Origin of the sequence: Shinella sp. HZN7 (assembly GCF_001652565.1) — a bacterium.
Lineage (GTDB): Bacteria > Pseudomonadota > Alphaproteobacteria > Rhizobiales > Rhizobiaceae > Shinella > Shinella granuli.
The window spans coordinates 2,153,788-2,177,424 of sequence record NZ_CP015736.1 but is presented as its reverse complement, the minus strand read 5'-3'; the positions used below and the strand labels follow the sequence as shown (position 1 = coordinate 2,177,424).

At 67.4% G+C, this 23,637-nt stretch carries 20 protein-coding genes, 1 pseudogene and 1 riboswitch; of the genes and pseudogenes, 17 read left to right on the top strand and 4 right to left on the bottom strand.

Translation table 11 applies throughout. The features are described 5' to 3' along the window. Window positions 1-166: 166 nt before the first annotated feature. Both shn_RS10495 and shn_RS35775 read right to left on the bottom strand, forming a co-directional pair. Window positions 167-1,165, bottom strand: coding sequence for an ABC transporter substrate-binding protein (locus tag shn_RS10495; protein ID WP_064330352.1), 999 nt, complete (start codon window positions 1,163-1,165; stop codon window positions 167-169). Between the two features lie 754 nt (window positions 1,166-1,919). Then, the gene (locus shn_RS35775) at window positions 1,920-2,063 is read right to left on the bottom strand and encodes a hypothetical protein (protein ID WP_023517380.1); all 144 of its coding nucleotides are present in this window, start codon (window positions 2,061-2,063) and stop codon (window positions 1,920-1,922) included. A gap of 246 nt (window positions 2,064-2,309) precedes the next feature. On the opposite strand from shn_RS35775, the gene shn_RS10490 reads away from it, so the two are divergent. The 8 genes and pseudogenes from shn_RS10490 to cobO all read left to right on the top strand — a co-directional run bounded on the left by shn_RS10490 (window position 2,310) and on the right by cobO (window position 13,886). Then, window positions 2,310-3,773, top strand: coding sequence for a cobyric acid synthase (locus shn_RS10490; protein WP_064330351.1), 1,464 nt, complete (start codon window positions 2,310-2,312; stop codon window positions 3,771-3,773). Between the two features lie 137 nt (window positions 3,774-3,910). After that, the gene (locus shn_RS10485) at window positions 3,911-5,791 is read left to right on the top strand and encodes a peptidoglycan-binding protein (protein ID WP_145925899.1); all 1,881 of its coding nucleotides are present in this window, start codon (window positions 3,911-3,913) and stop codon (window positions 5,789-5,791) included. A gap of 79 nt (window positions 5,792-5,870) precedes the next feature. Next, window positions 5,871-6,238: riboswitch (cobalamin riboswitch) on the top strand. Window positions 6,239-6,284: 46 nt separating this feature from the next. Continuing rightward, window positions 6,285-6,461: a CbtB-domain containing protein gene (locus tag shn_RS10480; protein WP_064330349.1), complete on the top strand. Its 177-nt coding sequence runs from the start codon at window positions 6,285-6,287 to the stop codon at window positions 6,459-6,461. 12 nt (window positions 6,462-6,473) lie between these two features. Beyond that, window positions 6,474-7,262, top strand: a complete 789-nt coding sequence (locus tag shn_RS10475) for a CbtA family protein (RefSeq protein ID WP_064330348.1) — start codon at window positions 6,474-6,476, stop codon at window positions 7,260-7,262. Between the two features lies 1 nt (window position 7,263). Beyond that, window positions 7,264-7,788: a bifunctional adenosylcobinamide kinase/adenosylcobinamide-phosphate guanylyltransferase gene (cobU, locus tag shn_RS10470; protein WP_064330347.1), complete on the top strand. Its 525-nt coding sequence runs from the start codon at window positions 7,264-7,266 to the stop codon at window positions 7,786-7,788. A gap of 3 nt (window positions 7,789-7,791) precedes the next feature. Next, a complete protein-coding gene (gene cobW, locus shn_RS10465) occupies window positions 7,792-8,841 on the top strand; it encodes a cobalamin biosynthesis protein CobW (protein ID WP_064330346.1) in 1,050 nt (349 codons plus the stop codon). A 253-nt stretch (window positions 8,842-9,094) separates the two neighbouring features. After that, window positions 9,095-13,218, top strand: a pseudogene (gene cobN / locus shn_RS36985) (cobaltochelatase subunit CobN). Window positions 13,219-13,244: 26 nt separating this feature from the next. After that, window positions 13,245-13,886 (top strand): cob(I)yrinic acid a,c-diamide adenosyltransferase, encoded by a 642-nt coding sequence (gene cobO, locus shn_RS10445; RefSeq protein ID WP_064330344.1) that lies wholly within the window; start codon window positions 13,245-13,247, stop codon window positions 13,884-13,886. A gap of 151 nt (window positions 13,887-14,037) precedes the next feature. Here cobO and shn_RS10440 read toward each other — a convergent pair whose 3' ends face one another. After that, window positions 14,038-14,823, bottom strand: a complete 786-nt coding sequence (locus shn_RS10440; protein WP_064330343.1) for a TSUP family transporter — start codon at window positions 14,821-14,823, stop codon at window positions 14,038-14,040. A 321-nt stretch (window positions 14,824-15,144) separates the two neighbouring features. Between shn_RS10440 and shn_RS10435 the strand changes: the two genes are divergently transcribed. From shn_RS10435 to shn_RS10410, 6 genes are all read left to right on the top strand, one after another. After that, the gene (locus shn_RS10435) at window positions 15,145-15,621 is read left to right on the top strand and encodes a cobalamin biosynthesis protein (protein ID WP_064330342.1); all 477 of its coding nucleotides are present in this window, start codon (window positions 15,145-15,147) and stop codon (window positions 15,619-15,621) included. Continuing rightward, window positions 15,621-16,463: a uroporphyrinogen-III C-methyltransferase gene (cobA, locus tag shn_RS10430; RefSeq protein WP_064330341.1), complete on the top strand. Its 843-nt coding sequence runs from the start codon at window positions 15,621-15,623 to the stop codon at window positions 16,461-16,463. Before shn_RS10435 ends, cobA begins: the two co-directional genes overlap by 1 nt. Then, a complete protein-coding gene (locus shn_RS10425; protein WP_064330340.1) occupies window positions 16,460-17,767 on the top strand; it encodes a cobyrinate a,c-diamide synthase in 1,308 nt (435 codons plus the stop codon). The genes cobA and shn_RS10425 overlap by 4 nt, the downstream gene beginning before the upstream one ends. Further along, window positions 17,764-18,777, top strand: coding sequence for a threonine-phosphate decarboxylase CobD (cobD, locus tag shn_RS10420; protein ID WP_064330339.1), 1,014 nt, complete (start codon window positions 17,764-17,766; stop codon window positions 18,775-18,777). Before shn_RS10425 ends, cobD begins: the two co-directional genes overlap by 4 nt. Next, window positions 18,774-19,754 carry an adenosylcobinamide-phosphate synthase CbiB gene (cbiB, locus tag shn_RS10415; RefSeq protein WP_064330338.1) on the top strand — a complete coding sequence of 327 codons (981 nt, stop codon included), beginning with the start codon at window positions 18,774-18,776 and terminating at the stop codon, window positions 19,752-19,754. Before cobD ends, cbiB begins: the two co-directional genes overlap by 4 nt. 150 nt (window positions 19,755-19,904) lie before the next feature. Continuing rightward, window positions 19,905-20,333: a L,D-transpeptidase gene (locus shn_RS10410; protein ID WP_064330337.1), complete on the top strand. Its 429-nt coding sequence runs from the start codon at window positions 19,905-19,907 to the stop codon at window positions 20,331-20,333. A 9-nt stretch (window positions 20,334-20,342) separates the two neighbouring features. Here the strand turns inward: shn_RS10410 and shn_RS10405 are convergent, their stop codons facing one another. Continuing rightward, complete coding sequence (locus shn_RS10405) at window positions 20,343-21,068, bottom strand: Crp/Fnr family transcriptional regulator (RefSeq protein ID WP_064330336.1); 726 nt, start codon at window positions 21,066-21,068, stop codon at window positions 20,343-20,345. Between the two features lie 210 nt (window positions 21,069-21,278). On the opposite strand from shn_RS10405, the gene hemN reads away from it, so the two are divergent. The 3 genes from hemN (at window position 21,279) to shn_RS10390 (ending at window position 23,637) form a co-directional block, all read left to right on the top strand. Continuing rightward, complete coding sequence (hemN, locus tag shn_RS10400; RefSeq protein ID WP_064332531.1) at window positions 21,279-22,628, top strand: oxygen-independent coproporphyrinogen III oxidase; 1,350 nt, start codon at window positions 21,279-21,281, stop codon at window positions 22,626-22,628. 125 nt (window positions 22,629-22,753) lie between these two features. Beyond that, window positions 22,754-23,038, top strand: coding sequence for an acyl carrier protein (locus shn_RS10395; RefSeq protein ID WP_133033009.1), 285 nt, complete (start codon window positions 22,754-22,756; stop codon window positions 23,036-23,038). A gap of 116 nt (window positions 23,039-23,154) precedes the next feature. Then, a complete protein-coding gene (locus tag shn_RS10390) occupies window positions 23,155-23,637 on the top strand; it encodes a 3-hydroxyacyl-ACP dehydratase FabZ family protein (RefSeq protein WP_064330335.1) in 483 nt (160 codons plus the stop codon).

The window sequence follows — 23,637 nt, the reverse complement described above, 5'->3', positions numbered from 1 at the left end:
TTGTTCTGGTTCCCGGCTTGCAGTCCGTCTTCTCACGAACTGCCGCTTGATACTGTGCTGTTTGCGACCTCTGCAGTTTCTTGAGCGGGCGTCGGGCGGTTTGCCTGCACCCTCGTTCAGGTCGCCGGAAAGCCGGCAGCCGTGAAGGGCTGCCGGCAGGCCGTCGTCAGAGCGCGGCCTTGACCTTTTCCGCGATATCCGGAGCGACCCACTTGGTCCACATGTCCGGATAGGTTTCGAGGAAGTGCTTGGCGGCGTCCTCGTTGGTGCCCTGGTTCTCGTCCATCCAGGCGAGAACCTTGCCGACCGTGCCGTTGTCCCACTGGCGCGTCTTCATGTAGTCCATGGCAACGCCGGCCTTTTCGGAGAAGGCCTTGGTCACGACGGTGAAGACGTCGGAGGTCGGATAGGAGTTGACCTTCGGGTTGGGGCAGTCCGGCACGGCGGTGCAGGCGTCCCAGTCGGCCTTGTCGTGTTCGACGCCGAAGGAGAGCTTGGTCATCTCGTACTTGCCGAGAATGGCGGTGGGCGCCCAGTAGTAGCCGAGCCAGCCGCTCTTCTTCTCGAAGGCATTGGCGATCGAGCCGTCGAGGCCCGCCGCCGAGCCCGTGTCAACGAGCGTGAAGCCGTCCTTGTCGGCATCCAGCGCGCGGTAGAGATTGTCCGTCGAGACCTGGCAGTTCCAGCCCGAGGGGCAGTTGTGCACGGCGCCCTTGGAGGAGTCTTCCGGCGCGGGGAAGAGTTCCGGATGCTTCAGCGCGTCCTGCACGGTCTTGATGTCGGGATGCGCGTCGGCGAGGAATTTCGGGATCCACCAGCCTTCGACGCCGCCTTCCGAAAGCAGCGGCGCAAGCTGGATCAGGCGGTCTTCGGCGATCGCCGCGTCGAGCGGCGTGCGCACGGCATTGACCCACATTTCGGGCGCGACGTCCGGCTCGCCCTTCTCGTTCATCGAGGTGAAGGTCGGCATCGTGTCGCCGGTCACCAGCGTGACCGAGCAGCCATAGCCGTTTTCGAGGATGAGCTTGTCGACATGGGCGGCGACGCCCGCCGAGGCCCAGTTCATTTCGGCGATCGAGACGTCGCCGCAGTCTGCCGCCTGGGCAGAACCGGCAAAGCCGTAAAGGCCGGCGGCAAGGATGGTGGAAGCAAGGAGCTTCTTCATGGATTAAGACCTCCCAGTCTTGGATGCAGCGATCAACCCGGAAGGCAGCGCAGGCTACTGCGTTGTCCCGACTGCCCGAAAGTTTTGCGACAGCCACGGGGATCCGATGCCAGGTGAGGCGAGCCAATCCCCCTGCTGCAGCGACGCCGAGCCTTTTTCTGGTTTGCCGGCGGAACCCTGTCACCGACAACCTATCTTCGTGCGTCACAAGGGCAGCCTACGGGTTCTCATAGAGAAATCAACCTCCTGCGCGGCCGGCATATGGCCGACGGGCTGCTCCGGCCGCCCGAAAGGCTGAAATTCCAGCAACCTTGCGGTGGAAAAAATGGGCGTTTGCTCGCATCAGGGCAAATGATCAGGGGGGTGGTTCGCACGGTAAGGCGCGATGGTCGCTGAAAGCGGACAAATCCTGTTCCGAATGCGCCGCTTCGGGCCTTCGGAAAATTATCGCAAAAATTTTCAAAAATAATCGCGATTCATCTTTGCTTAAGCTCCCGATAACGGTCCGGTAAGGATGTACCGCTATTGGTTCTCTCACGGCGGGGGACATCGCCGCCTGCTCCGGAAAGGTATTGCGTACCGGGGTGCCTGGGCTCCGACGCGTTTTTGTCGGACGCCGCCATGCGTATTTTGGCAAGCCGTGCATCACCGGAAGGGATGCACGGCTTTCGCCGTTTCAGGGCAATAAAAAACGCCGCCTCCCGGAGAGAGACGGCGCTGGATGCGAGCGGGACCTGACGTCGCGCTCGAAGGATCAGCCGACGTTGCGCGTGCGGATGAAGCCGAGGGGACCGAGCGGCGCGTCCATGACGACGTTGCGCACGCGGGACTGGCTCTGGGGGGCTTCGCCGTTCCAGGCGATCTGTACGAAGTTCGGCTTGCTGAAGATGAACAGCATTGTCTTTGTCCTTGAAACCCGAAGCCACGCGCCTCGGCTGTGTGATAGCGTTGATATAGGCGTTCTCCATGCGGAAAACCATGGTTGTTCACGGCGCAATATGTCGCAAAAGGAACAGCATGACAGCCATGCTCCCGGCGCATGACGGTTCGCCGGGAAAAGGCGCGAGCGGCCGGGCGCGGATTGCGGCTAAATTGCGGTAGGTCAGGGCTTTTCGGCAATGGGCGGGAATGCTACGAGGACCGCATGACCAGAACGATCATGCTCCAGGGCACCGGCTCGGATGTCGGAAAAACGGTATTGGTGGCGGGGCTGTGCCGCATTGCCGCCAATCGCGGGCTGAAGGTGCGCCCCTTCAAGCCGCAGAACATGTCGAACAATGCCGCCGTTTCGGCCGATGGCGGCGAGATCGGCCGGGCCCAGTGGCTGCAATCGCTGGCCGCCCGCGTGCCGTCCTCCGTGCACATGAACCCGGTGCTCCTGAAGCCGCAATCGGACGTCGGCAGCCAGATCATCGTGCAGGGCAGGGTGTTCGGCCAGGCGAAGGGGCGCGACTACCAGGCGCTGAAGCCGAAGCTGATGGGCGCCGTCATGGAAAGCTTCGAGACGATCGCGGACGGCGCCGATCTCGTCGTCGTCGAGGGTGCGGGCTCGCCGGCGGAAATCAACCTCCGGGCCGGGGACATCGCCAATATGGGCTTTGCCACGCGCGCCGGCGTGCCGGTCGTGCTCGTCGGCGACATCGACCGCGGCGGCGTCATCGCCTCGCTGGTCGGCACCCATGCCATCCTGCCGGAAGAGGACCGGCGCATGGTCACCGGCTATCTCATCAACAAGTTCCGGGGCGATGTGACGCTGTTCGACAGCGGCATTGCCGAGATCGCCCGCTTCACCGGCTGGCCCTGTTTCGGCGTCGTGCCGTGGCTGAGAGAGGCGGCGCGCCTGCCGGCCGAGGATTCGGTGGTGCTGGAGCGGCTGGCCAGGGGCGAGGGCGGGGCGCTGAAGGTCGCCGTGCCCGTTCTCTCCCGCATTGCCAATTTCGACGATCTCGATCCGCTGAAGGCCGAGCCGGAGGTGGACCTCGTCTTCGTGCGGCCGGGCGAACGGCTTCCGGCCAATGCCGGCCTTGTCGTCCTGCCGGGCTCGAAATCGACCATCGCGGATCTCAGGGATTTCCGTGCCGCCGGCTGGGACCGCGACCTTGCCCTGCACATGCGCCGCGGCGGCCGGGTCATCGGCATCTGCGGCGGCTACCAGATGCTCGGTAGCCGTGTCACCGACCCGCTCGGCATCGAGGGCAGTGAACGGGAGGTCGAGGGGCTCGGCCTGCTGGCGGTCGAGACCGAGATGGCGCCGGAAAAGACTGTGCGCAACAGCACGGCCCGCTCGCTGCAATATGACGTGCCGCTCGAAGGCTATGAGATCCATCTCGGCCGCACCACCGGGCCGGATGCGCTGCGTCCCTCCGTCAGCATCGACGGGCGGCCGGACGGCGCGCTCTCGCCCGACGGGCGGGTGATGGGCACCTATCTGCACGGCCTTCTGTCGAGCGACGCCTATCGCGCCGGGCTGCTTGCCGATTTCGGCATCGAGGGCGGCGGCTTCGATTACCGGGCGAGCGTCGATGCGGCGCTCGACGGCGTGGCGGCGGAGCTGGAGGCGGTTCTCGATCCGCGCTGGCTCGATGGCCTGATTAAACCGGCCTTCTGAAACGTTCAGACATCGGGTTCCTCCGCTGCCGGCCTGCCGCACCAAAGTTGCGCCAGAATTCGGTGCGAGGAGTGACGGAAATCCGCCCGGGATCGCCGGGCGCTTGCGCCTTCGCGCGATCCGAAAGGGTGGGATATATGGGTTCTGGACCTCTCGCACGCTCCGTTCTGGTGCGGCTCGGCATTGCCGGCATCGTCGGGTTGTCGCTCGCCGGCCAGCCGGCGGTCGCCTTTGCCCAGGCTGCGACCGGCAAGGAGGCCGGCAGCGCCGGCAAACGCTGGGAAGAGGAGTTCTCGCTCTGGCAGAAGGTCTCGGCCGGCAGCGATGTCGCGCAATATGAAGGCTATCTGAAGCAATATCCGAACGGTACCTTCGCCTCCATGGCGCGCCTGCGCATCGCCGAACTGCAGGCCGCCGCCAAGGCGAAGCCGGCGACGGGCGCCTCCGAGCAGGCCGAGGCGGATGCCAAGGCCAAGGCCGACGCGGCGGCGGCCGCCGAAAAGGCGAAGGCTGAGGAACAGGCTGCCGCGGAAAAGGCCAAGGCCGAAGAAGAGGCCCGCAAGACCGCAGAAGCCGAGAAAGCCAAGGCGGATGCGGAAGCGGCGCGTGTGAAGGCGGAGGAAGAGGCGCGGAAGGTGGCGGACGCCGAGAAGGCGAAGGCCGAGGCGGAAGCCGCGCGCCTGAAGGCCGAAGAGGACGCGCAGAAAGCGGCGGAAGCCGAGAAGGTGAAAGCCGAGGCGGAGGCGGCGCGGCTGAAGGCGGAAGCGGACGCCAAGAAGGCGGAGGAAGCCGCCGCGGCGCGCAAGCTTGCCGAGGAAAAGGCTGCGGCCGAGGAGAAGGCGCGCGCGGAAGCCGCTGCGGCGGAAAAGGCCCGCGCCGAAGAGGCCGCCCGCCTGAAGGCGGAGACGGAAGAGAAGGAAGCGGCCGCCCGCAAGCTTGCCGAGGAGCAGGCCGCCGAGGCCGAGCGGCTGAAGGCGGAGGCCGCTGCCGCTGCCGAGAAGGCCAAGGCGGAGGAAGCCGCCCGCCTGAAGGCCGAGGCCGAGCGCCAGAAGGCCGAAGAGGCCGCCGCCGCGGAAAAGGCGCGTGCGGAGGAGGAAGCCGCTGCCCGGCGCGAGGCCGAGACCCGGCGCGTAGAAGCGGAAAAGGCTGCCGCGGCCGAGAAGGCGCGGATCGAGGAGGAGGCCGCCGCTGCCCGCAAGCTTGCAGAGGAAAAGGCCGCCGAGGTGGAACGGCTGAAGGCGGAAGCCGCCAAGGCCGCTGCCGACGCCGAGGCCAAGGCTGCCGAGGCGGCCCGCCTTGCCGAGGAAGCCGAAAAACGCGCCGAGGAAGCGGCCGCCGCCGAACGGGCCGCGCAGGCGAACGACACCGCGGCCCGCGAAAACGAAGCGCAGGACGCGGACACGAAGAACCGCGGCCTTGCCGTAGAACAGGCCGACGATGCGGCGAAACGCGAGGAGGAGACCTTCCAGAAGGCCGTGCTCGACGGTTCGGAAAAGGCCTTCCGCGCCTATCTCGACGCATATCCGGACGGCCGCTTCGTCGCTGATGCGCGCGAGCGCCTTGCGGCGCTGGCAGACACGGCCCGGCAGGCGGCCAAGCCGAAGCAGGAAAGCGAAACGGCCACCGTCGAGACCGAGCGCAAGGCCGAGCAGCCGGTCGTCGATCGCCGCGAGGCCTATATGGATCGATCGACCCGCGTGCAGGCGCAGCGCTGGCTGAGCATGCTCGGCTTCAACACCTATGGCGTCGACGGCGTCTTCGGCTCGCGCACCCGCGCCGCGATCGCCGCCTGGCAGGGCTCGTCCGGTTACCGCGCCGACGGTTACCTCTCCCGCCAGCAGTACCGCGCCCTCCGGCAGGCGGCGCAATATGCCGAGGCCCGGCAGAATCGCCAGCGCCGCTACCAGCAGGACTATGACGTGCTCGAAGGCCCGGTCGACGGCTATTACGAGCGCTACTACCGCGACGACGGCTATTACAATGGCGGCGGTGGCGTGGTGATCATCCCCGGCTATTGAGATCGCGACGGCCGGACGGCGGTTTCAGCACAGGTGATGACGCTGCCGGTCGATTGACTTCGCAGGGGCGGAAGCATAATCATCCGGAATATTGGATGGTTCCCGGATCCGGAAACGGATCGGGGAGTAAATGGGAATGTGACGCGGCGGACCCAATCAGGGCGCTGCAATCACGGCCGACCCCGCGACTGTAGAGTGGCGAGGGACGCCCATCCGGACGGGAGGATCTGCGCGGAAAGGGGCAATGGTGCCTTCGCCCCGCGTCTTGACGACCAGCCGGAAAAGCCACTGGGTGGCATCGCGATCAGCAGAGGTTGGACGCCTCTTTCTCTACGAATCGTCCGCCTTTTCGCGATGCCGGAGCCTGGGAAGGCGAGGGTGCCCCGCAGGCGTTTTGGACGCCGGACGCTGCGAGCCAGGAGACCTGCCAGCCAATGTAAGGGCATTTCGTCCGACCTGGGGAGGTTTCCCCGCTGCCTGCACGGAGGTTGTCATGGCTGTTTCGACTACGTCTTCTGTTACCCTTTCCGCAAACGATCGTCTCGTCGCCGGTGTCCTCGCTCTCCTGCTCGGCGCCTTCCTGGTCTTCGGTGCCGGCCTTGCGAATTCCGCCGTGCTGCACGACACGGCCCACGATACGCGTCACTCCTACGGCTTTCCCTGCCACTAAGGAGTTCTTGACATGATCGTTCGTTATCTCCTGGCCGCCCTGGTGGCCGGGCTGTTCTCCGGCGTGCTGATGACGGCCGCCCAGGAGGCCCGTGTCGTTCCGCTCATCCTGCATGCCGAGGAGTTCGAGGGCGGCGACGAAGCCGCGCCCGCCGCGGAAGGCACGACGCCCGGCACGGAAGGCGCCGCCCAGACGCAGGACCATTCTTCGCTCGGCGCGGTCATCCTGGACGTCGCCTCGGCGCTCTCGCCGGTCTCCGTCGCCTATGCCCACGAGGGCGAGGACCACGAGGAGGGCGGCATCATGTTCGGCATGAGCCGGTTCTCCGGCACGCTGCTCGCCAACCTCGTCACGGGCGCCGGCTTCGGCCTGCTGCTCGCCGGCCTCAGCCTCGTTTCCGGCCATCCGATCACGGTGGCGAACGGCGCGCTCTGGGGCGCGGCGGGGTGGCTTGCCGTGCACATGCTGCCGGCCATCGGCCTGCCGCCGGAGCTTCCGGGCTTCCCCGCCGCCGATCTCGGCGACCGCCAGGTCTGGTGGATCGCGACCGTCATCCTGTCGGCGGCCGGCCTCTACCTGCTGTTCCTCAAGCAGAACATCGTCGCCAAGGTCATCGGCATCGTGCTGATCGCGGCGCCGCAGGTCTATGGCGCGCCGCAGCCGGGCGACATCTCCAGCAACGTTCCGGCCGTGCTCGGCGCGGAATTCGCCGTCGCCGCCCTGGCCACGACCCTGTTCTTCTGGATCGTGCTCGGCCTCTCGCTCGGCTTTGCCAACGAGAAGATCGCCAAGGCTGCCTGACATGACATCGACATCGCCCGGAGCCGTCCTGGTTCTGGGCGGTGCGCGTTCCGGAAAATCCGCTTTTGCCGAGAGGCTGGTCGCTAAGACCGGCCTCTCGCGTCATTATATCGCCACCGGCCGCGCCTTCGACGACGAGATGCGCGCGCGCATCGCAAGGCACCGGGAGGATCGCGGCGATGGCTGGCAGACGCATGAGGAGCCGCTGGCGCTCGCCGCGCGCATAAGGGACGTGGCGCGGGCCGACAGGGCCGTGCTCGTCGACTGCCTGACGCTGTGGGTGACGAACCTGATGCTGGAAGAGCGGGACATCGCCGCCGAATCCTCCGGCCTCCTGGAGGCCATCCGGCAGGCGCCCGGCCGCATCGTCCTCGTCTCCAACGAGGTCGGCCTCGGCATCGTGCCTGACAATCGCATGGCGCGCGAATTCCGCGACCATGCCGGGCGGCTGCACCAGCAGGTCGCCGCCCTCGTGCCTGAAGTCTATTTTGTCGCGGCCGGACTGCCGCTGAAAATGAAGGGTTGAGCCATGCTGCAACAGAAGATCCCCGCCACCGTCATCACCGGCTTCCTCGGCGCGGGCAAGACGACGATGATCCGCAACCTCCTGCAGAATGCGGGGGGGAAACGCATCGCGCTCATCATCAACGAGTTCGGCGATCTCGGCGTCGACGGCGACGTGCTGAAGGGCTGCGGCGCGGAGGCCTGCAGCGAGGACGATATCATCGAGCTCACCAACGGCTGCATCTGCTGCACCGTCGCCGACGACTTCATCCCCACCATGACGAAGCTCCTGGAGCGGGAGAACCGGCCGGACCACATCGTCATCGAGACCTCGGGCCTTGCCCTGCCGCAGCCGCTCGTCGCCGCCTTCAACTGGCCGGAGATCAAGACGCAGGTGACGGTCGACGGCGTCATCACCGTGGTCGACAGCGCCGCCGTCGCCGCCGGCCGCTTTGCCGACGATCACGACAAGGTGGATGCGCTGCGCGTTGAAGACGAAAACCTCGACCATGAAAGCCCGCTGGAAGAACTGTTCGAGGACCAGCTCACCGCCGCCGACCTCATCGTGCTCAACAAGACCGACCTGATCGATGCCGACGGCCTGAAGTCGGTGCGTGACGAGGTCGCCTCCCGCACCGCCCGCAAGCCCTCGATGATCGAGGCGAAGAACGGCGAGGTCGCCGCCGCCGTGCTGCTCGGCCTCGGCGTCGGCACGGAGGACGACATCGCCAACCGCAAGTCGCACCACGAACTGGAGCACGAGAACGGCGAGGAGCACGACCACGACGAATTCGACAGCTTCGTCGTCGAGCTGCCCGCCATCGCCGAGCCGGCCGCCTTCATCGAGCGCCTCAAGGGCGTGATCGCCGAACATGACGTGCTGCGCGTCAAGGGCTTCGCCGACGTGCCCGGCAAGCCGCTGCGCCTGCTCGTCCAGGCCGTCGGCAGCCGCATCGACCACTATTTCGAGCGCGCCTGGGCCCCCGGCGAGACCCGCGGCACCCGCCTCGTCGTCATCGGCCTGCACGACATGGACGAGGCCGCCGTGCGCGCGGCCATCGCCGCGGCGGTGTGAGTTTCGGCATGAGCATGCGGCGGTTCCCTTCCTCGGCGTTTCAGGTACGGTTTGGCCTTTTTGGGCGTGCCGTGCCGGTGGATCCTCGGGTCAAGCCCGAGGATGACGGAGGGGAGGAGAGGCCGCAGAGCCTGTCGATCGGTGCGGCAGGGACAACCGCGGCTGTTGTCCGCCGCCCCGTCCTTCTGTCGTCATCCTCGGGCTTGACCCGAGGATCCACCCTCCCGGCACGCCGGCAAAGGGGAGGCGCCGCATGCACCTCCTCCTAGCGCAGAAGGGCACCATCGCCGACGGCAGCGAGGCGATCGACCTTGGCCAGACGCCGGGCGACATCCTCTTTCTTTCCGCCGCCGACACGGAGCTCGCCTCCATCGCCGCCGCCCATCGCGCGCGCGACACGCAAACGCGGCTGCGGCTCGCCAGCCTCGCCACGCTCTCCCATCCGATGTCGGTGGACACCTATATCGAGCGCACCGCCCGCCACGCCAAACTCATCGTCATCCGCGCCCTCGGCGGCGCCAGCTATTTCCGCTACGTGCTGGAAGCGCTGCTGGCGACCGCCGTTGCCAACGGCATCAGGCTCGTGGCGCTGCCCGGCGACGACCGGCCGGACGAGGGCCTCGCGCCCTTCAACCGCATCGACGACACCGACCGCCAGACCCTCTGGGCCTATCTCAACGAGGGTGGCGCCGACAATGCGGACCGCTTCCTCGCCTATGCCGACGCCCTGGTCTTCGGCGGCGACAGGCCGGAACCGGCCACGCCGCTGGAAAAGGCCGGCATCTGGTGGCCGGGGCGGGGCGTGGTCGATATCGAGGCGTGGCGGGTGCTGGCGGCGCTCCCCCCTCTGGCCTGCCGGCCATCTCCCCCTCCGGGGGGGAGATCGATGGGGCAGCGGTTTCCTTCCCATCTGCCGGCCCGGCAGGTCCGGACGGAATTGCGGGCGTAAGACCTCGCTTCCTGCCGATCTCCCCCCCGGAGGGGAGATGGCCGGCAGGCCAGAGGGGGGATTGTCGGCACGGACCGGGAGGAGGGATTCGAACCTCCGACCGCCGCCATCTGCTTCTACCGCGCCTATGTCCAGAGCGGCGAGACACGCCCCGTCGAAATGCTGATCGAGGCATTGGCCGCCGAGGGTGTCCGCGCCCTGCCGATTTTCGTCTCCAGCCTCAAGGAGCCCGTCTCCATCGAGACGGTGCGGGCCGCCTTCGCCACGGCCCGGCCGGAGGTCGTGCTGAATGCCACCAGCTTTGCCGTGTCCGCCCCCGGCGCCGGCCGCAAGCCGACCGTGCTCGACGAGACGGGGGCGCCGGTCCTGCAGGTCATCTTCTCCGGCTCCTCGCGCGCGGCCTGGGAGGCCTCCGGCCAGGGGCTGACGGCGCGTGACCTCGGCATGAACGTCTCCCTGCCGGAAGTCGACGGCCGCGTGCTCGCCCGGGCCGTCTCCTTCAAGGCCGCCGCGCGCTACGACGAGCGCGTCGAGACGAACATCGTCAGCCTCGATCCGGTCGAGGACCGCATCCGCTTTTCCGCCCGGCTGGCCGCCGGCTGGGCGCGGCTGCGGCGGGCGGCGCCGGCGGAACGCCGCATCGCGCTCGTGATGGCGAACTATCCGAACCGCGACGGGCGCCTCGGCAACGGCGTCGGCCTCGACACGCCCGCCGGCACGATGGAGGTGCTGCGCGCGATGGCGGTGGAGGGCTATGCGGTCGAAGGCCTGCCGGCCGACGGCGACGCGCTGATCGCCCACCTGATGGCCGGCCCGACCAATGCGGCGGGCGACGGGCGCGAAATCCGCGAAACGCTTTCCCTGAAGCAATACAAGGCTTTCTTCGCCTCCCTTCCGAAAGGGATTCAGGCGGAGATGACCGCCCGCTGGGGCGCGCCGGAGGACGATCCCTTCGTCATCGGCGACGTCTTCGCCCTGCCGCTCGCCCGTTTCGGCGAGACGCTGGTCGGCATCCAGCCGGCGCGCGGCTACAATATCGACCCGAAGGACACCTATCATTCGCCGGACCTCGTGCCGCCGCACGGTTATTTCGCCTTCTATGCCTTCCTGCGCCGGCACTTTGGCGCGCATGCCATCGTGCACATGGGCAAGCACGGCAATCTCGAATGGCTGCCGGGCAAGGCGCTGGCGCTATCGGAGGCCTGCTATCCGGAAGCCGTGCTCGGCCCGGTGCCGCATCTCTATCCCTTCATCGTCAACGATCCGGGCGAGGGCACGCAGGCCAAGCGCCGTTCCGCCGCCGTCATCATCGATCACCTGACGCCGCCCTTGACCCGCGCGGAGACCTACGGCCCGCTGAAGGACCTCGAAGCGCTGGTCGACGAATATTACGACGCCTCCGGCGGCGATCCGCGGCGCATCAAGCTGCTGACGAAGCAGATCCTTGACCTCGTGCGCGATATCGGCCTCGACCGCGACGCCGGCATCGCCCGGGGCGATGGCGAGGAGACGGCGTTGCAGAAGCTCGACGCCTATCTCTGCGACCTCAAGGAAATGCAGATCCGCGACGGCCTGCACGTCTTCGGCGTTTCGCCCGAGGGGCGGCTTCTGACCGACCTGACGCTGGCGCTCGCCCGCGTGCCGCGCGGCCTCGGCGAGGGCGGCGAGGCGAGCCTGCAGCGGGCGATCGCGGCGGATGCGTTCCGGGGCTTACCCCCCTCTGGCCTGCCGGCCATCTCCCCCTCAAGGGGGAGATCGATGGGGGCACGCACCCTGTTCCATCAGCAGCCAAGGCGGTTGGCTTCGACGCGGCGGGGAAAACGGAAACAGGCTCCCAGCCGATCTCCCCCCTTGAGGGGGAGATGCCCGGCAGGGCAGAGGGGGGTAGCGCACCATACGCCTTCGACCCACTCGACTGCACCCCCTCCGATCCCTGGACCGGCCCGCGCCCCGGCATCCTCGCCACGCAGACCGACGCCCCCTGGCGCAGCAAGGGCGACACGGTCGAGCGGATCGAACTGCTCGCCGCCAAACTGGTGGAGGGCGCGACCGCCTGCCCCGATGGCTGGCACGCCACCCGCGCCGTGCTCGATGTGATCGAGACCACCATCCGCCCCGCCATCGCCGCCTGCGGCCCGGCCGAGATCGCCGCGCTGCTGCGCGGCCTCGACGGGCGCTTCATCGAGCCGGGCCCTTCCGGCGCGCCGACGCGCGGGCGGCCGGACGTCCTGCCGACGGGCCGCAACTTCTACTCCGTCGACAGCCGCGCGGTGCCGACGCCGGCGGCCTGGGAGCTTGGCCGGAAATCCGCCGAGCTCATCGTCACCCGCTATGCGCAGGATCACGGCGAATGGCCGACCTCCTTCGGCATCACGGCCTGGGGCACCTCCAACATGCGCACCGGCGGCGACGACATCGCGCAGGCCATGGCGCTGATCGGCGTCAAGCCGACCTGGGACATGGCCTCGCGCCGCGTCACCGGCTTCGAGATCATCCCGCCGGCCGTGCTGCGCCATCCGCGCGTCGACGTGACGCTGCGCATTTCCGGCTTCTTCCGCGATGCCTTCCCGGAGCAGATCGCGCTGTTCGACCGGGCCGTGCGCGCCGTCGGCGCGCTGGACGAGGACGATGCCGACAACCCGATCGCCGCCCGCATGCGGGCGGAGGCGGCGGCGCTGGCGGCCAGGGGCGCGTCGCAGGACGAGGCGCTGAAGCAGGCCGGCTTCCGCATCTTCGGCGCCAAGTCCGGCGGCTACGGCGCCGGCCTGCAGACGATGATGGACGAGGGGCTGTGGACGGAGCGCGGCGACCTTGCCGAGGCCTGGCTCGCCTGGGGCGCGCATGCCTATGACGGGACGAGCGACGGCGTGCCGATGCGCGAGCGGCTGGAGGCGCGCATGAAGAGCCTCCAGGCCGTGGTGCAGAACCAGGACAGCCGCGAGCATGACCTGCTCGACAGCGATGAATACTACCAGTTCGAGGGCGGCATGGCCGCGGCGGCGGAGCATCTTTCCGGCAAGCAGCCGGTCGTCTATCACAACGACCTGTCGCGGCCGGAAAAGCCGGTCGTGCGCACGCTGGAGGACGAGATCGGCCGTGTCGTGCGCGCCCGCGTCGTCAATCCCAAATGGATCGACGGCGTCATGCGCCATGGCTACAAGGGCGCCTTCGAGATCGCCGCGACGGTCGATTTCATGTTCGCCTTCGCCGCCACGACCGGTGCGGTGAAGGACCACCATTTCGAGGCCGCCTATCAGGCCTATGTGCTCGATGAGCGGGTGCGCGATTTCCTGATGGAGAAGAACCCGGCGGCGCTGGCCGAAATGGCGGCGCGGTTCGCCGAGGCGATCGACCGGGGCCTGTGGACGCCGCGCTCGAACTCGGCACGCTTCGAACTGGACATGCTGGGCGCCCGCAGGGCCTCGTGACTGCGATTGAGACGAAGGGAAGAACGATGAGCGACAACCACGACGAAACCGCCGGCATGACCGAAGCCGAGCTCGCCCGCCACGCGGAGAAGATGGCGAAGAAGAAGCAGGCGCGCGAAAAGATCATGGCGACCAAGACGGACGAGAAGGGCCTCGTCATCGTCCATACCGGCAAGGGCAAGGGCAAGTCGACCGCCGGCTTCGGCATGATCTTCCGCCATATCGCGCACAAGAAGCCCTGCGCCGTCGTGCAGTTCATCAAGGGCGCCATGGCGACGGGCGAGCGCGACCTCATCGAGGCGCATTTCTCCGATCTCTGCCAGTTCTTCACGCTCGGCGAGGGCTTTACCTGGGAAACGCAGGACCGCGCGCGCGATGTCGCGATGGCCCAGAAGGCCTGGGAGAAGGCGAAGGAACTGATCCGCGACGAGCGCAATTCGATGGTGCTGCTCGACGAGATCAACATCGCGCTGCGCTACGATTATATCGATGTGGGCGAGGTGATCGAGTTCCTGAAGACGGAAAAACCCTACATGACGCATGTCGTCCTGACGGGCCGCAACGCCAAGGACGAGCTGATCGAGATCGCGGATCTTGCCACCGAGATGGAGCTGCTGAAGCACCCGTTCCGCTCGGGCATCAAGGCACAGCAGGGCGTGGAATACTGAACCCCCGGGGGCGTTGCCCCTCATCCCCCTGCCGGGACCTTCTCCCCGCAGGCGGGGAGAAGGAGGAAAACGGCGCGCCCATCGCTCCTCGCCCGCTTGCGGGAGAGGATGCCGGCAGGCAGGTGAGGGGCTTTGGTTGGTCGCTCGCCTTTCACCACCCCAGCCAGACGCGCAGCGGATGGCTCGGATCGGCCATCAGGCGGATGGCGAGCGCGATCGAGGTGACGACGAGGAGCGGCTTGATGATTCTGGCGCCGTTCTTCATCGCGACGCGCGAGCCCGCCTGCGCGCCGAGGAACTGGCCGGCGCCCATGACGAGGCCGACCTTCCACAGGACGACGCCATAGGCGAGGAAGACGGCGAAGGCGCCGACATTCGAGCCGAAGTTCAGCAGCTTGGTGTGCGCCGTCGCCTTCAGCACGCCGAAGCCCGCCAGCGTCACGAAGGCCAGCATGAAGAACGAGCCGGTGCCCGGGCCGAACACGCCGTCATAGAAACCGATCAGCGGCACGATGGTGGCGGTGAACAGGAAGACGCTCATGCGGCGATGCTTGTCGACATCGCCGATATTCGGCTTCAGCCCGAAATAGACGGCGATGGCCACCAGCAGGAAGGGCAGGATCGCCTTCAGCACGTCGCCCGGCACCACGGTGGCGAGCAGGGCGCCGAAGGCCGACCCCACCGCCGAGACCACGGCCATCGGCATCTGCTCGCGCAGCCGGACATGGCCGGCGCGGGCATAGGCGAGCGTCGCCGAGCCGGAGCCGAAGAGGGATTGCAGCTTGTTCGTGCCGAGCGTTTCGAGCGGCGGAATTCCGGCGATCAGCATGGCCGGAATGGTGATCATGCCGCCGCCGCCGGCGATGGAATCGATGAAGCCGGCGAGGAAGGCGGCAAGGAACAGGAAGACGAGGATATGAAGGGCGATATCGGCCAAGGCGGGACTCGGGGGAATGCGAGGAGCGGATTTTCAGCCCTTCTGTCAGACTGCGCGGCAAAAGCAAAGCCCGGTGCGCCCGCGGCGGGAGAGCGTGCCGGCCAATCTCGTCTCGGCCTGCGGCGTGGCGCATCCGGCGCGGGCGATGCCGCAATCCGGTTTGACCGGCTTCACGCCCTCCGGTACTAAGAAGCCTAGCGACGGTGCCCGCAGGGCGGGCCGAGCGGTGTCCGGTGCGGCCGACCCAGAGGGGCTTCATCCGGAACCGTCGGTGGACGGCAAGGCCGGGCCCTTTCGCGTGGAATTTTGCGAGAGACCGCCATGCGCGCCAAGGCCCCATCCCCTGACACCGGACGACGTCTGCTCGTCCTCGGCCTCGGCTGCGAACGCGGCACGCCGCCGGCAGAGCTGCTCGATCTCGCCCTCTCCGTCATTCCGGACCCTGAGGACATCGCCTTCGTCGCGACGCTGGACGCACGCGCGGAAGAGCCGGCCATGCATGCCGTCGCCCGGCATTTCTGCGTGCCGCTCGTGACCTTTCCGGCCGCCCGGCTCGAAGCCGAGACGCCGCGGCTTGCCAATCCTTCCGACCGCGTCTTCGCCATCACCGGCTGCCACGGCGTCGCAGAGGCGGCGGCGCTGGCGCAGGCGGGCAGCGGCGGCAGGCTCGTCGTGGAAAAGACGAAATCGGCCCATGCCACGGCGGCGATCGCTGAATCTTTCCAGCCGCTTGCGGCATTTTCCTGCGGCATCGATTCCGCGCCTTCGTTTTCTGATTCAAGCCGGGAGCCTGCCTGATGCATACCCTGTTTGCCGCCCTCCCGCCCATGGAAAGAGGCAGCGTCTGGCTCGTCGGCGCAGGCCCGGGCGATCCCGGCCTCCTGACGCTGCACGCCGCCCATGCCCTCCAGCAGGCGGATGTCATCGTGCATGACGCGCTGGTCAATGCCGAGTGCCTGTCGCTTGCCGGCCCGGACGCGGTGCTGGAATTCGCCGGCAAGCGCGGCGGCAAGCCCTCGCACAAGCAGCGGGACATTTCGCTGCGGCTCGTCGAGCTGGCACGCGCCGGCAACCGCGTGCTGCGGCTGAAGGGAGGCGATCCCTTCGTCTTCGGCCGCGGCGGCGAGGAGGCGCTGACCCTCATCGAGCACGGCGTTCCCTTCCGCATCGTTCCGGGCATCACGGCCGGCATCGGCGGCCTTGCCTATGCCGGCATCCCGGTGACGCATCGCGAGGTCAACCATGCCGTCACCTTCCTCACCGGCCATGATTCCTCCGGCCTCGTGCCCGACCGCATCAACTGGGAGGGCATCGCCAAGGGCTCGCCCGTCATCGTCATGTACATGGCGATGAAGCATATCGGCCAGATCGCCGGCAACCTCATCGCCGGCGGCCGCGCGCCGGAGGAGCCCGTCGCCTTTGTCTGCAATGCCGCGACCGCCGAACAGCAGGTGCTGGAAACGACGCTGGCGCGCGCGGAGGCGGATGTCACGGCCGCCGGCCTCGAACCGCCGGCCATCGTCGTCGTCGGCGAGGTCGTGCGCCTGCGCGCCTCGCTCGACTGGCTCGGTGCGCTGACGCAGGGTCGCGCGCTGGCGCCCGACCCGTTCGGCTCGCGCGAGTTGAAGGATCTGGCATGAGCGGACTGCTCATCGCCGCGCCCGCCTCCGGCTCCGGCAAGACGACGGTGACGCTGGGCCTGGCGCGCGCCTTCGCCGATGCCGGTCTCGGCCTCGTTTCCGGCAAGGCGGGGCCGGATTACATCGATCCGGCCTTCCACGCCGCCGCCAGCCGCAAGGCCTGCCTCAACTACGATCCCTGGGCGATGCGTCCGGAGCTCATCCGCGCCAATGCCGCGCAGCAGGCCGGCGCGGGGGATTTCCTGCTGGTCGAGGCGATGATGGGCCTTTTCGACGCCGCCGCCGACGGCACCGGCGCGCCCGCCGACCTTGCGGCGATGCTCGGCCTGCCCGTCGTGCTCGTCGTCGATTGCAGCCGCATGTCCCAGTCCGTCGCCGCGCTGGTGAAGGGCTACCGGGACCATCGCGGCGATGTCCACGTCGCCGGCGTCATCCTCAACAAGGTCGGCAGTGCCCGGCACGAGGCCATGCTGCGCGGCGCGCTGGAGGCGAGCGGCATCGAGATCTTCGGCGTGCTGCGGGGCGATCCGCTGCTTGCCCTGCCGGAACGGCATCTCGGCCTCGTGCAGGCCGGCGAGCATGGCATGCTGGAGACCTTCATCGCCCATGCCGCCGCCGTGGTGACGCGGTGCTGCGATCTGGAGCGCCTGGTCGCCGTCGCCGCGCGGCAGGGAGGGGCGCGGATGGAGGGCGCCGTGCCGCGCCTGCCGCCGCTCGGCCAGCGCATCGCGATCGCCCGCGACGTCGCCTTCGCGTTCACGTACGAGCATCTCCTGATGGGCTGGCGCATGGCGGGGGCGAGTCTTTCCTTCTTCTCGCCGCTGGCCGACGAGGCGCCCGCGGCCGATGCGGACGCCGTCTATCTGCCCGGCGGCTACCCGGAACTGCACGGGGCCGCTCTTGCCAATGCCGCTGCCTTCCGTCTAGGCATGCAGGAGGCAGCGCGCCGGGGGGCGCGCATCTATGGTGAATGCGGGGGCTATATGACTCTGGGGGAGGCTCTGGTTGCGGCGGATGGATCCCGCTACGGCATGCTCGGCCTCCTGCCGCTCGTCACCAGCTTTGCCGCGCGCCGTCGTCATCTCGGCTACCGCCGCGTGACGCCGCTTGCCGGCGCGGGCTTTTCGGCGCCGATGACCGCCCACGAATTTCACTATTCGACCGTCGCCAGCGAGGGCGCCGCGGAGCGCCTGTTTGCCGTCACGGACGCGATCGGCGAGGACCTCGGCGAGGCGGGCCTTCGCCGCGGAACCGTCAGCGGCTCCTACATGCATCTCATCGATCTTGCGCCGGAGGCGGCATGACCGCGCCGCGCATCGTTCACGGCGGCGGTATCGCCGCCGCCGCCCAGCGCTTCGGCGGCAGGCCGGAGGACTGGCTGGACCTTTCCACCGGCATCAACCCCAATCCCGCGGCGTTGCCCGCAGTGGATGCCGCCGCCTGGCACCGCCTGCCGGACCGCCATCGCCAGGATGCCGCCCGCGCTGCCGCCGCCCGCTATTACGGCACATCGGGCGCGCTGCCCTTTCCTGTTCCCGGCACGCAGTCCGTCATCCAGCTCCTGCCGCGTTTCGTCGCCGCCGGCCGGCGCGCCGCCGTCGTCTCGCCGACCTATGGCGAATATGCCCGCGTGCTGGAAAATGCCGGCGTGGCGGTGGATCGCATTGCAGGCCTCGATGCCGTGAGCGATGCCCATGGCCTGGTCGTCGTCGTCAACCCGAACAATCCGGACGGCCGGCTGTTCTCGCGCGAGGCGCTGCTCGACCTTCACCGGCGCGTTGCCGGCAGCGGCGGCCTTCTCGTCGTCGACGAGGCCTTCGGCGACATGCGCCCCGAAGCCGCCATCGCGCCGCTGGCCGGCGACAACATGCCGGGCCTTCTCGTCTTCCGGTCCTTCGGCAAGTTCTTCGGCCTTGCCGGCCTGCGCCTCGGTTTCGTGATCGGCGAGGCGCCGGTCGTCGATCGGATCGAGGACGGGCTCGGCCCCTGGGCCGTGTCCGGCCCGGCGCTCACCATCGCCACCGGCCTGATGACATCAGACACCGCCGCCATCCGCCGGTCGATCGACGCGCGCAAGGCGGCGCTCGAATCCGTCCTTGCCGCCGCCGGCCTCGATATCGTCGGCGGCACCGGCCTTTTCGCGCTGGTCGACCATGCGGATGCAACCGCCATCCACGAAGGGCTCTGCCGCCGCCATATCCTCGTTCGTCCCTTCGACTACAATGCGCGCTGGCTGCGCTTCGGCCTTGCGCCGGATGCCGCCTCGGATGCCCGGCTGGCGGCGGCGCTGGCGGAGGTGATGGCCGGGCGATGAGCGAAACGCTTCTCCTCCTTTTCCTGGCCCTGCTGCTCGATCGCCTTGTCGGCGACCCGGACAGGCTCTGGCGACGCGTGCCGCATCCGGTCGTGCTGTTCGGCCGGGCGATCGGGCTGATGGACAAGCTCTTCAACGGCAAGCGCCTCTCGGCCGATACGAAGCGCTTCAACGGTGCCGCCGGCATTGCCGTGCTGCTCGCCGCCAGCGCCTTCCTCGGCTTCTTCGTGCACCGGCTGCTCGCGCCGCTCGGCATCGTCGGCGCCCTCGTCGAGATCGTCATCGTCGCGATCTTCCTGGCGCAGAAGAGCCTTTACGATCATGTGCGTGCCGTCTCCAGCGGCCTGAAGCGCGGCGGCCTTGCGGGCGGGCGGCAGGCCGTGTCGATGATCGTCGGCCGCGATCCGGCGACGCTCGATGAGCCGGCCATTTGCCGCGCCGGCATCGAGAGCCTGGCGGAGAATTTTTCCGACGGCGTGGTGGCGCCGGCGCTCTGGTATGCGCTCTTCGGCCTGCCGGGCCTGTTCACCTACAAGATGCTGAACACGGCCGATTCGATGATCGGCCACAAAAACGCGAAATATCTCGATTTCGGCCGGGCCTCCGCCCGGCTGGACGATCTCGCCAACTGGCCCGCCGCACGCCTCTCCATCCTCTTCCTCGCCGCCGGCGCATGGGCGGTGAAGGGCAGGGCGGCGGCGCGCCATGCGATCGGCACGGCGCTGCGCGATGCGGGCCTCCACCGCTCGCCCAATTCCGGCTGGCCGGAAGCGGCCATGGCCGGCGCGCTCGGCATCAGCCTTGCCGGCCCGCGCATCTATGGCGGCACGCGCGTTGACGAACCGATGATGAACGCGAGCGGCCGCACCGTCGCGACGGTGGCGGATATCGATCTGTCCTTGCGGATCTTCTCGGCCGCCTGTGCTGCTCTTGCTGCCGCTGTATTGCTGGCCGCGCTTCTTGCCGCTTTGTTGTGAGCGCGCCGCGCGGCATTCAATAGAATTTTACATCTTAACTTCGTTTTCTTTTCTTGGCCCCGCCAATATTGTGGAAGGCTGAAACGTCTATATTCTGTCTCGACGCGAGACTGGCATCAAAGCCATGCGCAAACGAATAGAGGGGAAGTCATGCGTATCTTCTTTGCGACCGCTGTCGCGTTCCTTCTTGTGTTGTTCCAGACCCAGACCGCTCAGTCGGCCAATCTGACCGCCCGGATCAGCCTTTCTTCGCAGACCATGGTCGTTACTCAGAACGGCGCGGTGAAATATCGCTGGCCCGTCTCGACCGGTCGCAAGGGCTATGGCACGCCGACGGGCGCCTGGTCGGCGAAATGGGCCTCGCGCAACCACCGCTCGCGCAAGTACAACAATGCGCCGATGCCCTATGCGATCTTCTTCAAGGGGGGATATGCCGTGCATGCGACCTATGAGACGAAGCGCCTCGGCCGCCCGGCCTCGCATGGCTGCGTGCGCCTGCACCCGGACAATGCGGCGACCTTCTTCCAGATGGCCAACCGCAACGGGCTGTCCAACACGCGCATCGTCATCACGCGCTGAGCGTTTCGCTCAGTCGTTGCCGGCGTAGCGCATCAGCCGGTCCATGTCGGGAACGGTGACGTGACGGTTGTTCTCGATGCGGATGACGTTTTCCTTGCGCAGCTTGGTGAACTGCCGGCTGACGGTCTCGATCGTCAGCCCGAGGAAATCGGCGATGTCGGCGCGTGAGAGCGGCAGCTCGAAGGCCGACCTGTCGACGCTTTCCGGGTCGATATGGGTGGCGATCAGGTAGAGGAAGCTCGCCACCTTCTCCTGCGCCGTCTTGCGGCCGAGCGTCAGCATCCAGTCGCGCGCCTCGTCCAGCTCCTTCAGGGCCTGCTGGTGCAGCTTGTGCTCCAGCTCCGGCGTCCTCTTGACCAGCCGGTCCAGCACATGGCGCGGGAAGTTGCACACTTCGCTTTCCGTCGCCGCTTCCGCCGTGATGGCGCTTTCTTCCAGGAACGGGCGGCCGAGGAAATCGGGGGCGAACTGCAGGCCGACGATCTGCTGGCGGCCGTCCGCCATCACCTTGGTCAGCTTCACGACGCCGCGCATGATGTTGGAATAGTTCACCACCGTCTCGCCCTGGCCAATGACTTCGGCGCCGGTTTCCAGGCGGTTGCGGAAGGAATGCTTGTTGAGTTCGGAGAGCTGCTCGGAGGTCAGCGCGCCGCACACGCCGCCATGGCGCGCCTCGCAGGCACGGCAGACAAGAGGAATGTCGGAATTATGGATATCTTGGCGGCGAATTTCCATGTCGGCTTTCCTTTCGCCCGGCGGTTCCCGCGGCGCAACAATGCCGTGCTACCGCACGCGACCGTGAACATAAAGCGTGCCGCCTCGCGGCAAAATAGCGCTTCCTGACTATTGTCAAATCCTAGCGCACTCATTCCGGCTTTCACTTGATCAAAATCAAATGGTGACGACCGTTTCGGGTTTATTTGCCGTGTGAGCAAGGAGATGACCATGCAGCACGCCCTCGTCGAACGCCTTTCGTCGCCGGTTCCCCGCTATACAAGCTATCCGACCGCGCCGCATTTCAACGAAAGTATCGGGCCGGAGGTCTATGCGGACTGGCTGGGGCGTCTTGCGGCGGAGAATCGCCTCTCGCTCTATGCCCATATACCCTATTGCGACCGGCTGTGCTGGTTCTGCGCCTGTCACACCAAGCAGACGCTGCGCTACGAGCCTGTCGAGGCCTATCTCAAGGGCCTCCATGCGGAGATCGCCGCGATCGGCGCACGGGTGTTGCGGGAGGTGCCGGTCACGGCGCTGCATTTCGGCGGCGGTTCGCCGACCCTCCTGCGACCGGATGACATGCGGGCGCTGAAGGCCTGTCTGGAGAAGAATTTTTCCTTCGCGGCGGATGCGGAAATCTCCGTGGAGATGGATCCGAACGATCTGGACGAAGCCCGGCACGATGCGCTGGCCGATATCGGCATGACGCGCGCCAGCCTCGGCATCCAGGATTTCGATCCCAAGGTCCAGAAATCGATCAACCGCATCCAGACCTTCGAGCAGACCCGCGGCGTGGTGGAGGCCGCGCGGGCGCGGGGCGTGCGCTCGGTCAATTGCGACATCCTCTACGGGCTGCCCCACCAGACGCTGGAGACGCTGGCCGAGACGGTCCGGGCCGTCCTTTCGCTTGCGCCCGACCGCATCGCGCTCTTCGGCTATGCCCATGTGCCGTGGATGAAGAAGCACCAGACGATGATCGACGAGGCGGCGTTGCCGGGTGTCGTCGCGCGGTTCGAGCAGATGGCGCTGGCGGCCGACATGCTGGTTTCGGCCGGCTACGAGGCCATCGGCATCGATCATTTCGCGCTTCCCGCCGACCGGCTCGCCGCGGCGGCACGGCAGGGCACGCTGCGCCGCAATTTCCAGGGCTATACTGACGACCAGGCGGATGCGCTGGTCGGGCTCGGTGCCTCCTCCATCGGCCAGCTTCCCGAAGGCTATATCCAGAACATGCCGGCGACGGGCGAATACCTGCGCCGGGTGGAGGAGGGCGGTCTTGCCGCCGTCCGCGGTTATGCACTGACCGAGGAGGACCGTGCCCGCGCCTTCGTGATCGAGAAGATCATGTGCGATTTCGGCTTTTCCTTCGCTGCCCTTGCCGCGTGCCATCCGGCCTTCTCCGGCATCATCCGGGCGGAAGCGGTCGGCTTTGCCGCGGCGGACCGCGACGGGCTCGCCCGCATCGAGGGCGACCGGTTCGTCCTGACCGCGGCGGGGCGGCCCTTCGCGCGCACCGTCGCCGCGGTCTTCGATGCGCATCTGGCGAGCGGGCGCGGACGGCATTCCATCGCGGTCTGACCGGCGGCCCACGGCCATGCTGTTTGCGCAACACAGCATCGCCGACTGCGCAGGGCCCTCATCAAACCCATTGGCAATTGCGTCTTATTTCCATATAGGATCGCCCGACTATAGATTCATGAGGTATGGGCGTGACTGCTACATTCGACAAGGTTGCCGACATCATTGCTGAGACGAGCGAGATCGACCGCGAGACGATCACGCCCGACAGCCACACGATCGACGATCTCGGCATCGACAGCCTCGACTTCCTCGACATCGTCTTTGCGATCGACAAGGAATTCGGCATCAAGATCCCGCTGGAACAGTGGACCCAGGATGTCAACGAGGGCAAGGTCGCGACGGAAGAGTATTTCGTCCTGAAGAACCTTTGCGCCAAGATCGACGACCTGCGGGCCGCCAAGGCCTGAGGCAACGGCGTCGGCCGCTCTCGCGGCCGTGCTCCAGACGATCCCGGTGCTTGTGGCGCACGGCCTGCCGTTTCCGGCAGGCCTTTCGATTTCCGGAACCTGCCGGAGGTATCCCGATGCTGCTCGAATATTTCCAGATGATCGATCGCGTGGAGGCTGTCGACGGCGCGCGCCGCGTGCTGAAGGCCCGCTCTGTCGTGCCCGCGAAAAGCCCTGTTTTCGAAGGCCATTTTCCCGGCATGCCGCTCGTCCCGGGCGTGCTGCTCATCGAGACCATGGCGCAGGCCTCCGGCTTCCTCGTGCTCGCCGCGACGGATTTTGCCGCCATGCCCTTCCTGATGAGCGTCGATGGCGCCAAGATGCGCAGCTTCGTCGAGCCGGATGCCGTGCTCGACATCGAGGCGGTGCTGGAGCATGACGGGTCGGGCTATGCCGTCACCAAGGCGAAGATCTCGTGTTCCGGCAAGAAGGTCTGCGATGCGCAACTGAAGCTGCGCACCATGCCGTTTGCCGAAGTGCCGCTTGCCGATATCGTGCGGGCGCGCGCGGGCGAGGTGGGTTTGTTCGAGGCGCTCGACGCGTCGGCGGAAGGAAAGTGA

Coding starts and splice junctions, on each gene's coding strand:
- shn_RS10495 (WP_064330352.1), bottom strand. CDS start 1,165: ATGAAGAAGCTCCTTGCTTCCACCATCCTTGCCGCCGGCCTTTACGGC.
- shn_RS35775 (WP_023517380.1), bottom strand. CDS start 2,063: ATGCTGTTCATCTTCAGCAAGCCGAACTTCGTACAGATCGCCTGGAAC.
- shn_RS10490 (WP_064330351.1), top strand. CDS start 2,310: ATGACCAGAACGATCATGCTCCAGGGCACCGGCTCGGATGTCGGAAAA.
- shn_RS10485 (WP_145925899.1), top strand. CDS start 3,911: ATGGGTTCTGGACCTCTCGCACGCTCCGTTCTGGTGCGGCTCGGCATT.
- shn_RS10480 (WP_064330349.1), top strand. CDS start 6,285: ATGGCTGTTTCGACTACGTCTTCTGTTACCCTTTCCGCAAACGATCGT.
- shn_RS10475 (WP_064330348.1), top strand. CDS start 6,474: ATGATCGTTCGTTATCTCCTGGCCGCCCTGGTGGCCGGGCTGTTCTCC.
- cobU (WP_064330347.1), top strand. CDS start 7,264: ATGACATCGACATCGCCCGGAGCCGTCCTGGTTCTGGGCGGTGCGCGT.
- cobW (WP_064330346.1), top strand. CDS start 7,792: ATGCTGCAACAGAAGATCCCCGCCACCGTCATCACCGGCTTCCTCGGC.
- cobO (WP_064330344.1), top strand. CDS start 13,245: ATGAGCGACAACCACGACGAAACCGCCGGCATGACCGAAGCCGAGCTC.
- shn_RS10435 (WP_064330342.1), top strand. CDS start 15,145: ATGCGCGCCAAGGCCCCATCCCCTGACACCGGACGACGTCTGCTCGTC.
- cobA (WP_064330341.1), top strand. CDS start 15,621: ATGCATACCCTGTTTGCCGCCCTCCCGCCCATGGAAAGAGGCAGCGTC.
- shn_RS10425 (WP_064330340.1), top strand. CDS start 16,460: ATGAGCGGACTGCTCATCGCCGCGCCCGCCTCCGGCTCCGGCAAGACG.
- cobD (WP_064330339.1), top strand. CDS start 17,764: ATGACCGCGCCGCGCATCGTTCACGGCGGCGGTATCGCCGCCGCCGCC.
- cbiB (WP_064330338.1), top strand. CDS start 18,774: ATGAGCGAAACGCTTCTCCTCCTTTTCCTGGCCCTGCTGCTCGATCGC.
- shn_RS10410 (WP_064330337.1), top strand. CDS start 19,905: ATGCGTATCTTCTTTGCGACCGCTGTCGCGTTCCTTCTTGTGTTGTTC.
- shn_RS10405 (WP_064330336.1), bottom strand. CDS start 21,068: ATGGAAATTCGCCGCCAAGATATCCATAATTCCGACATTCCTCTTGTC.
- hemN (WP_064332531.1), top strand. CDS start 21,279: ATGCAGCACGCCCTCGTCGAACGCCTTTCGTCGCCGGTTCCCCGCTAT.
- shn_RS10395 (WP_133033009.1), top strand. CDS start 22,754: ATGGGCGTGACTGCTACATTCGACAAGGTTGCCGACATCATTGCTGAG.
- shn_RS10390 (WP_064330335.1), top strand. CDS start 23,155: ATGCTGCTCGAATATTTCCAGATGATCGATCGCGTGGAGGCTGTCGAC.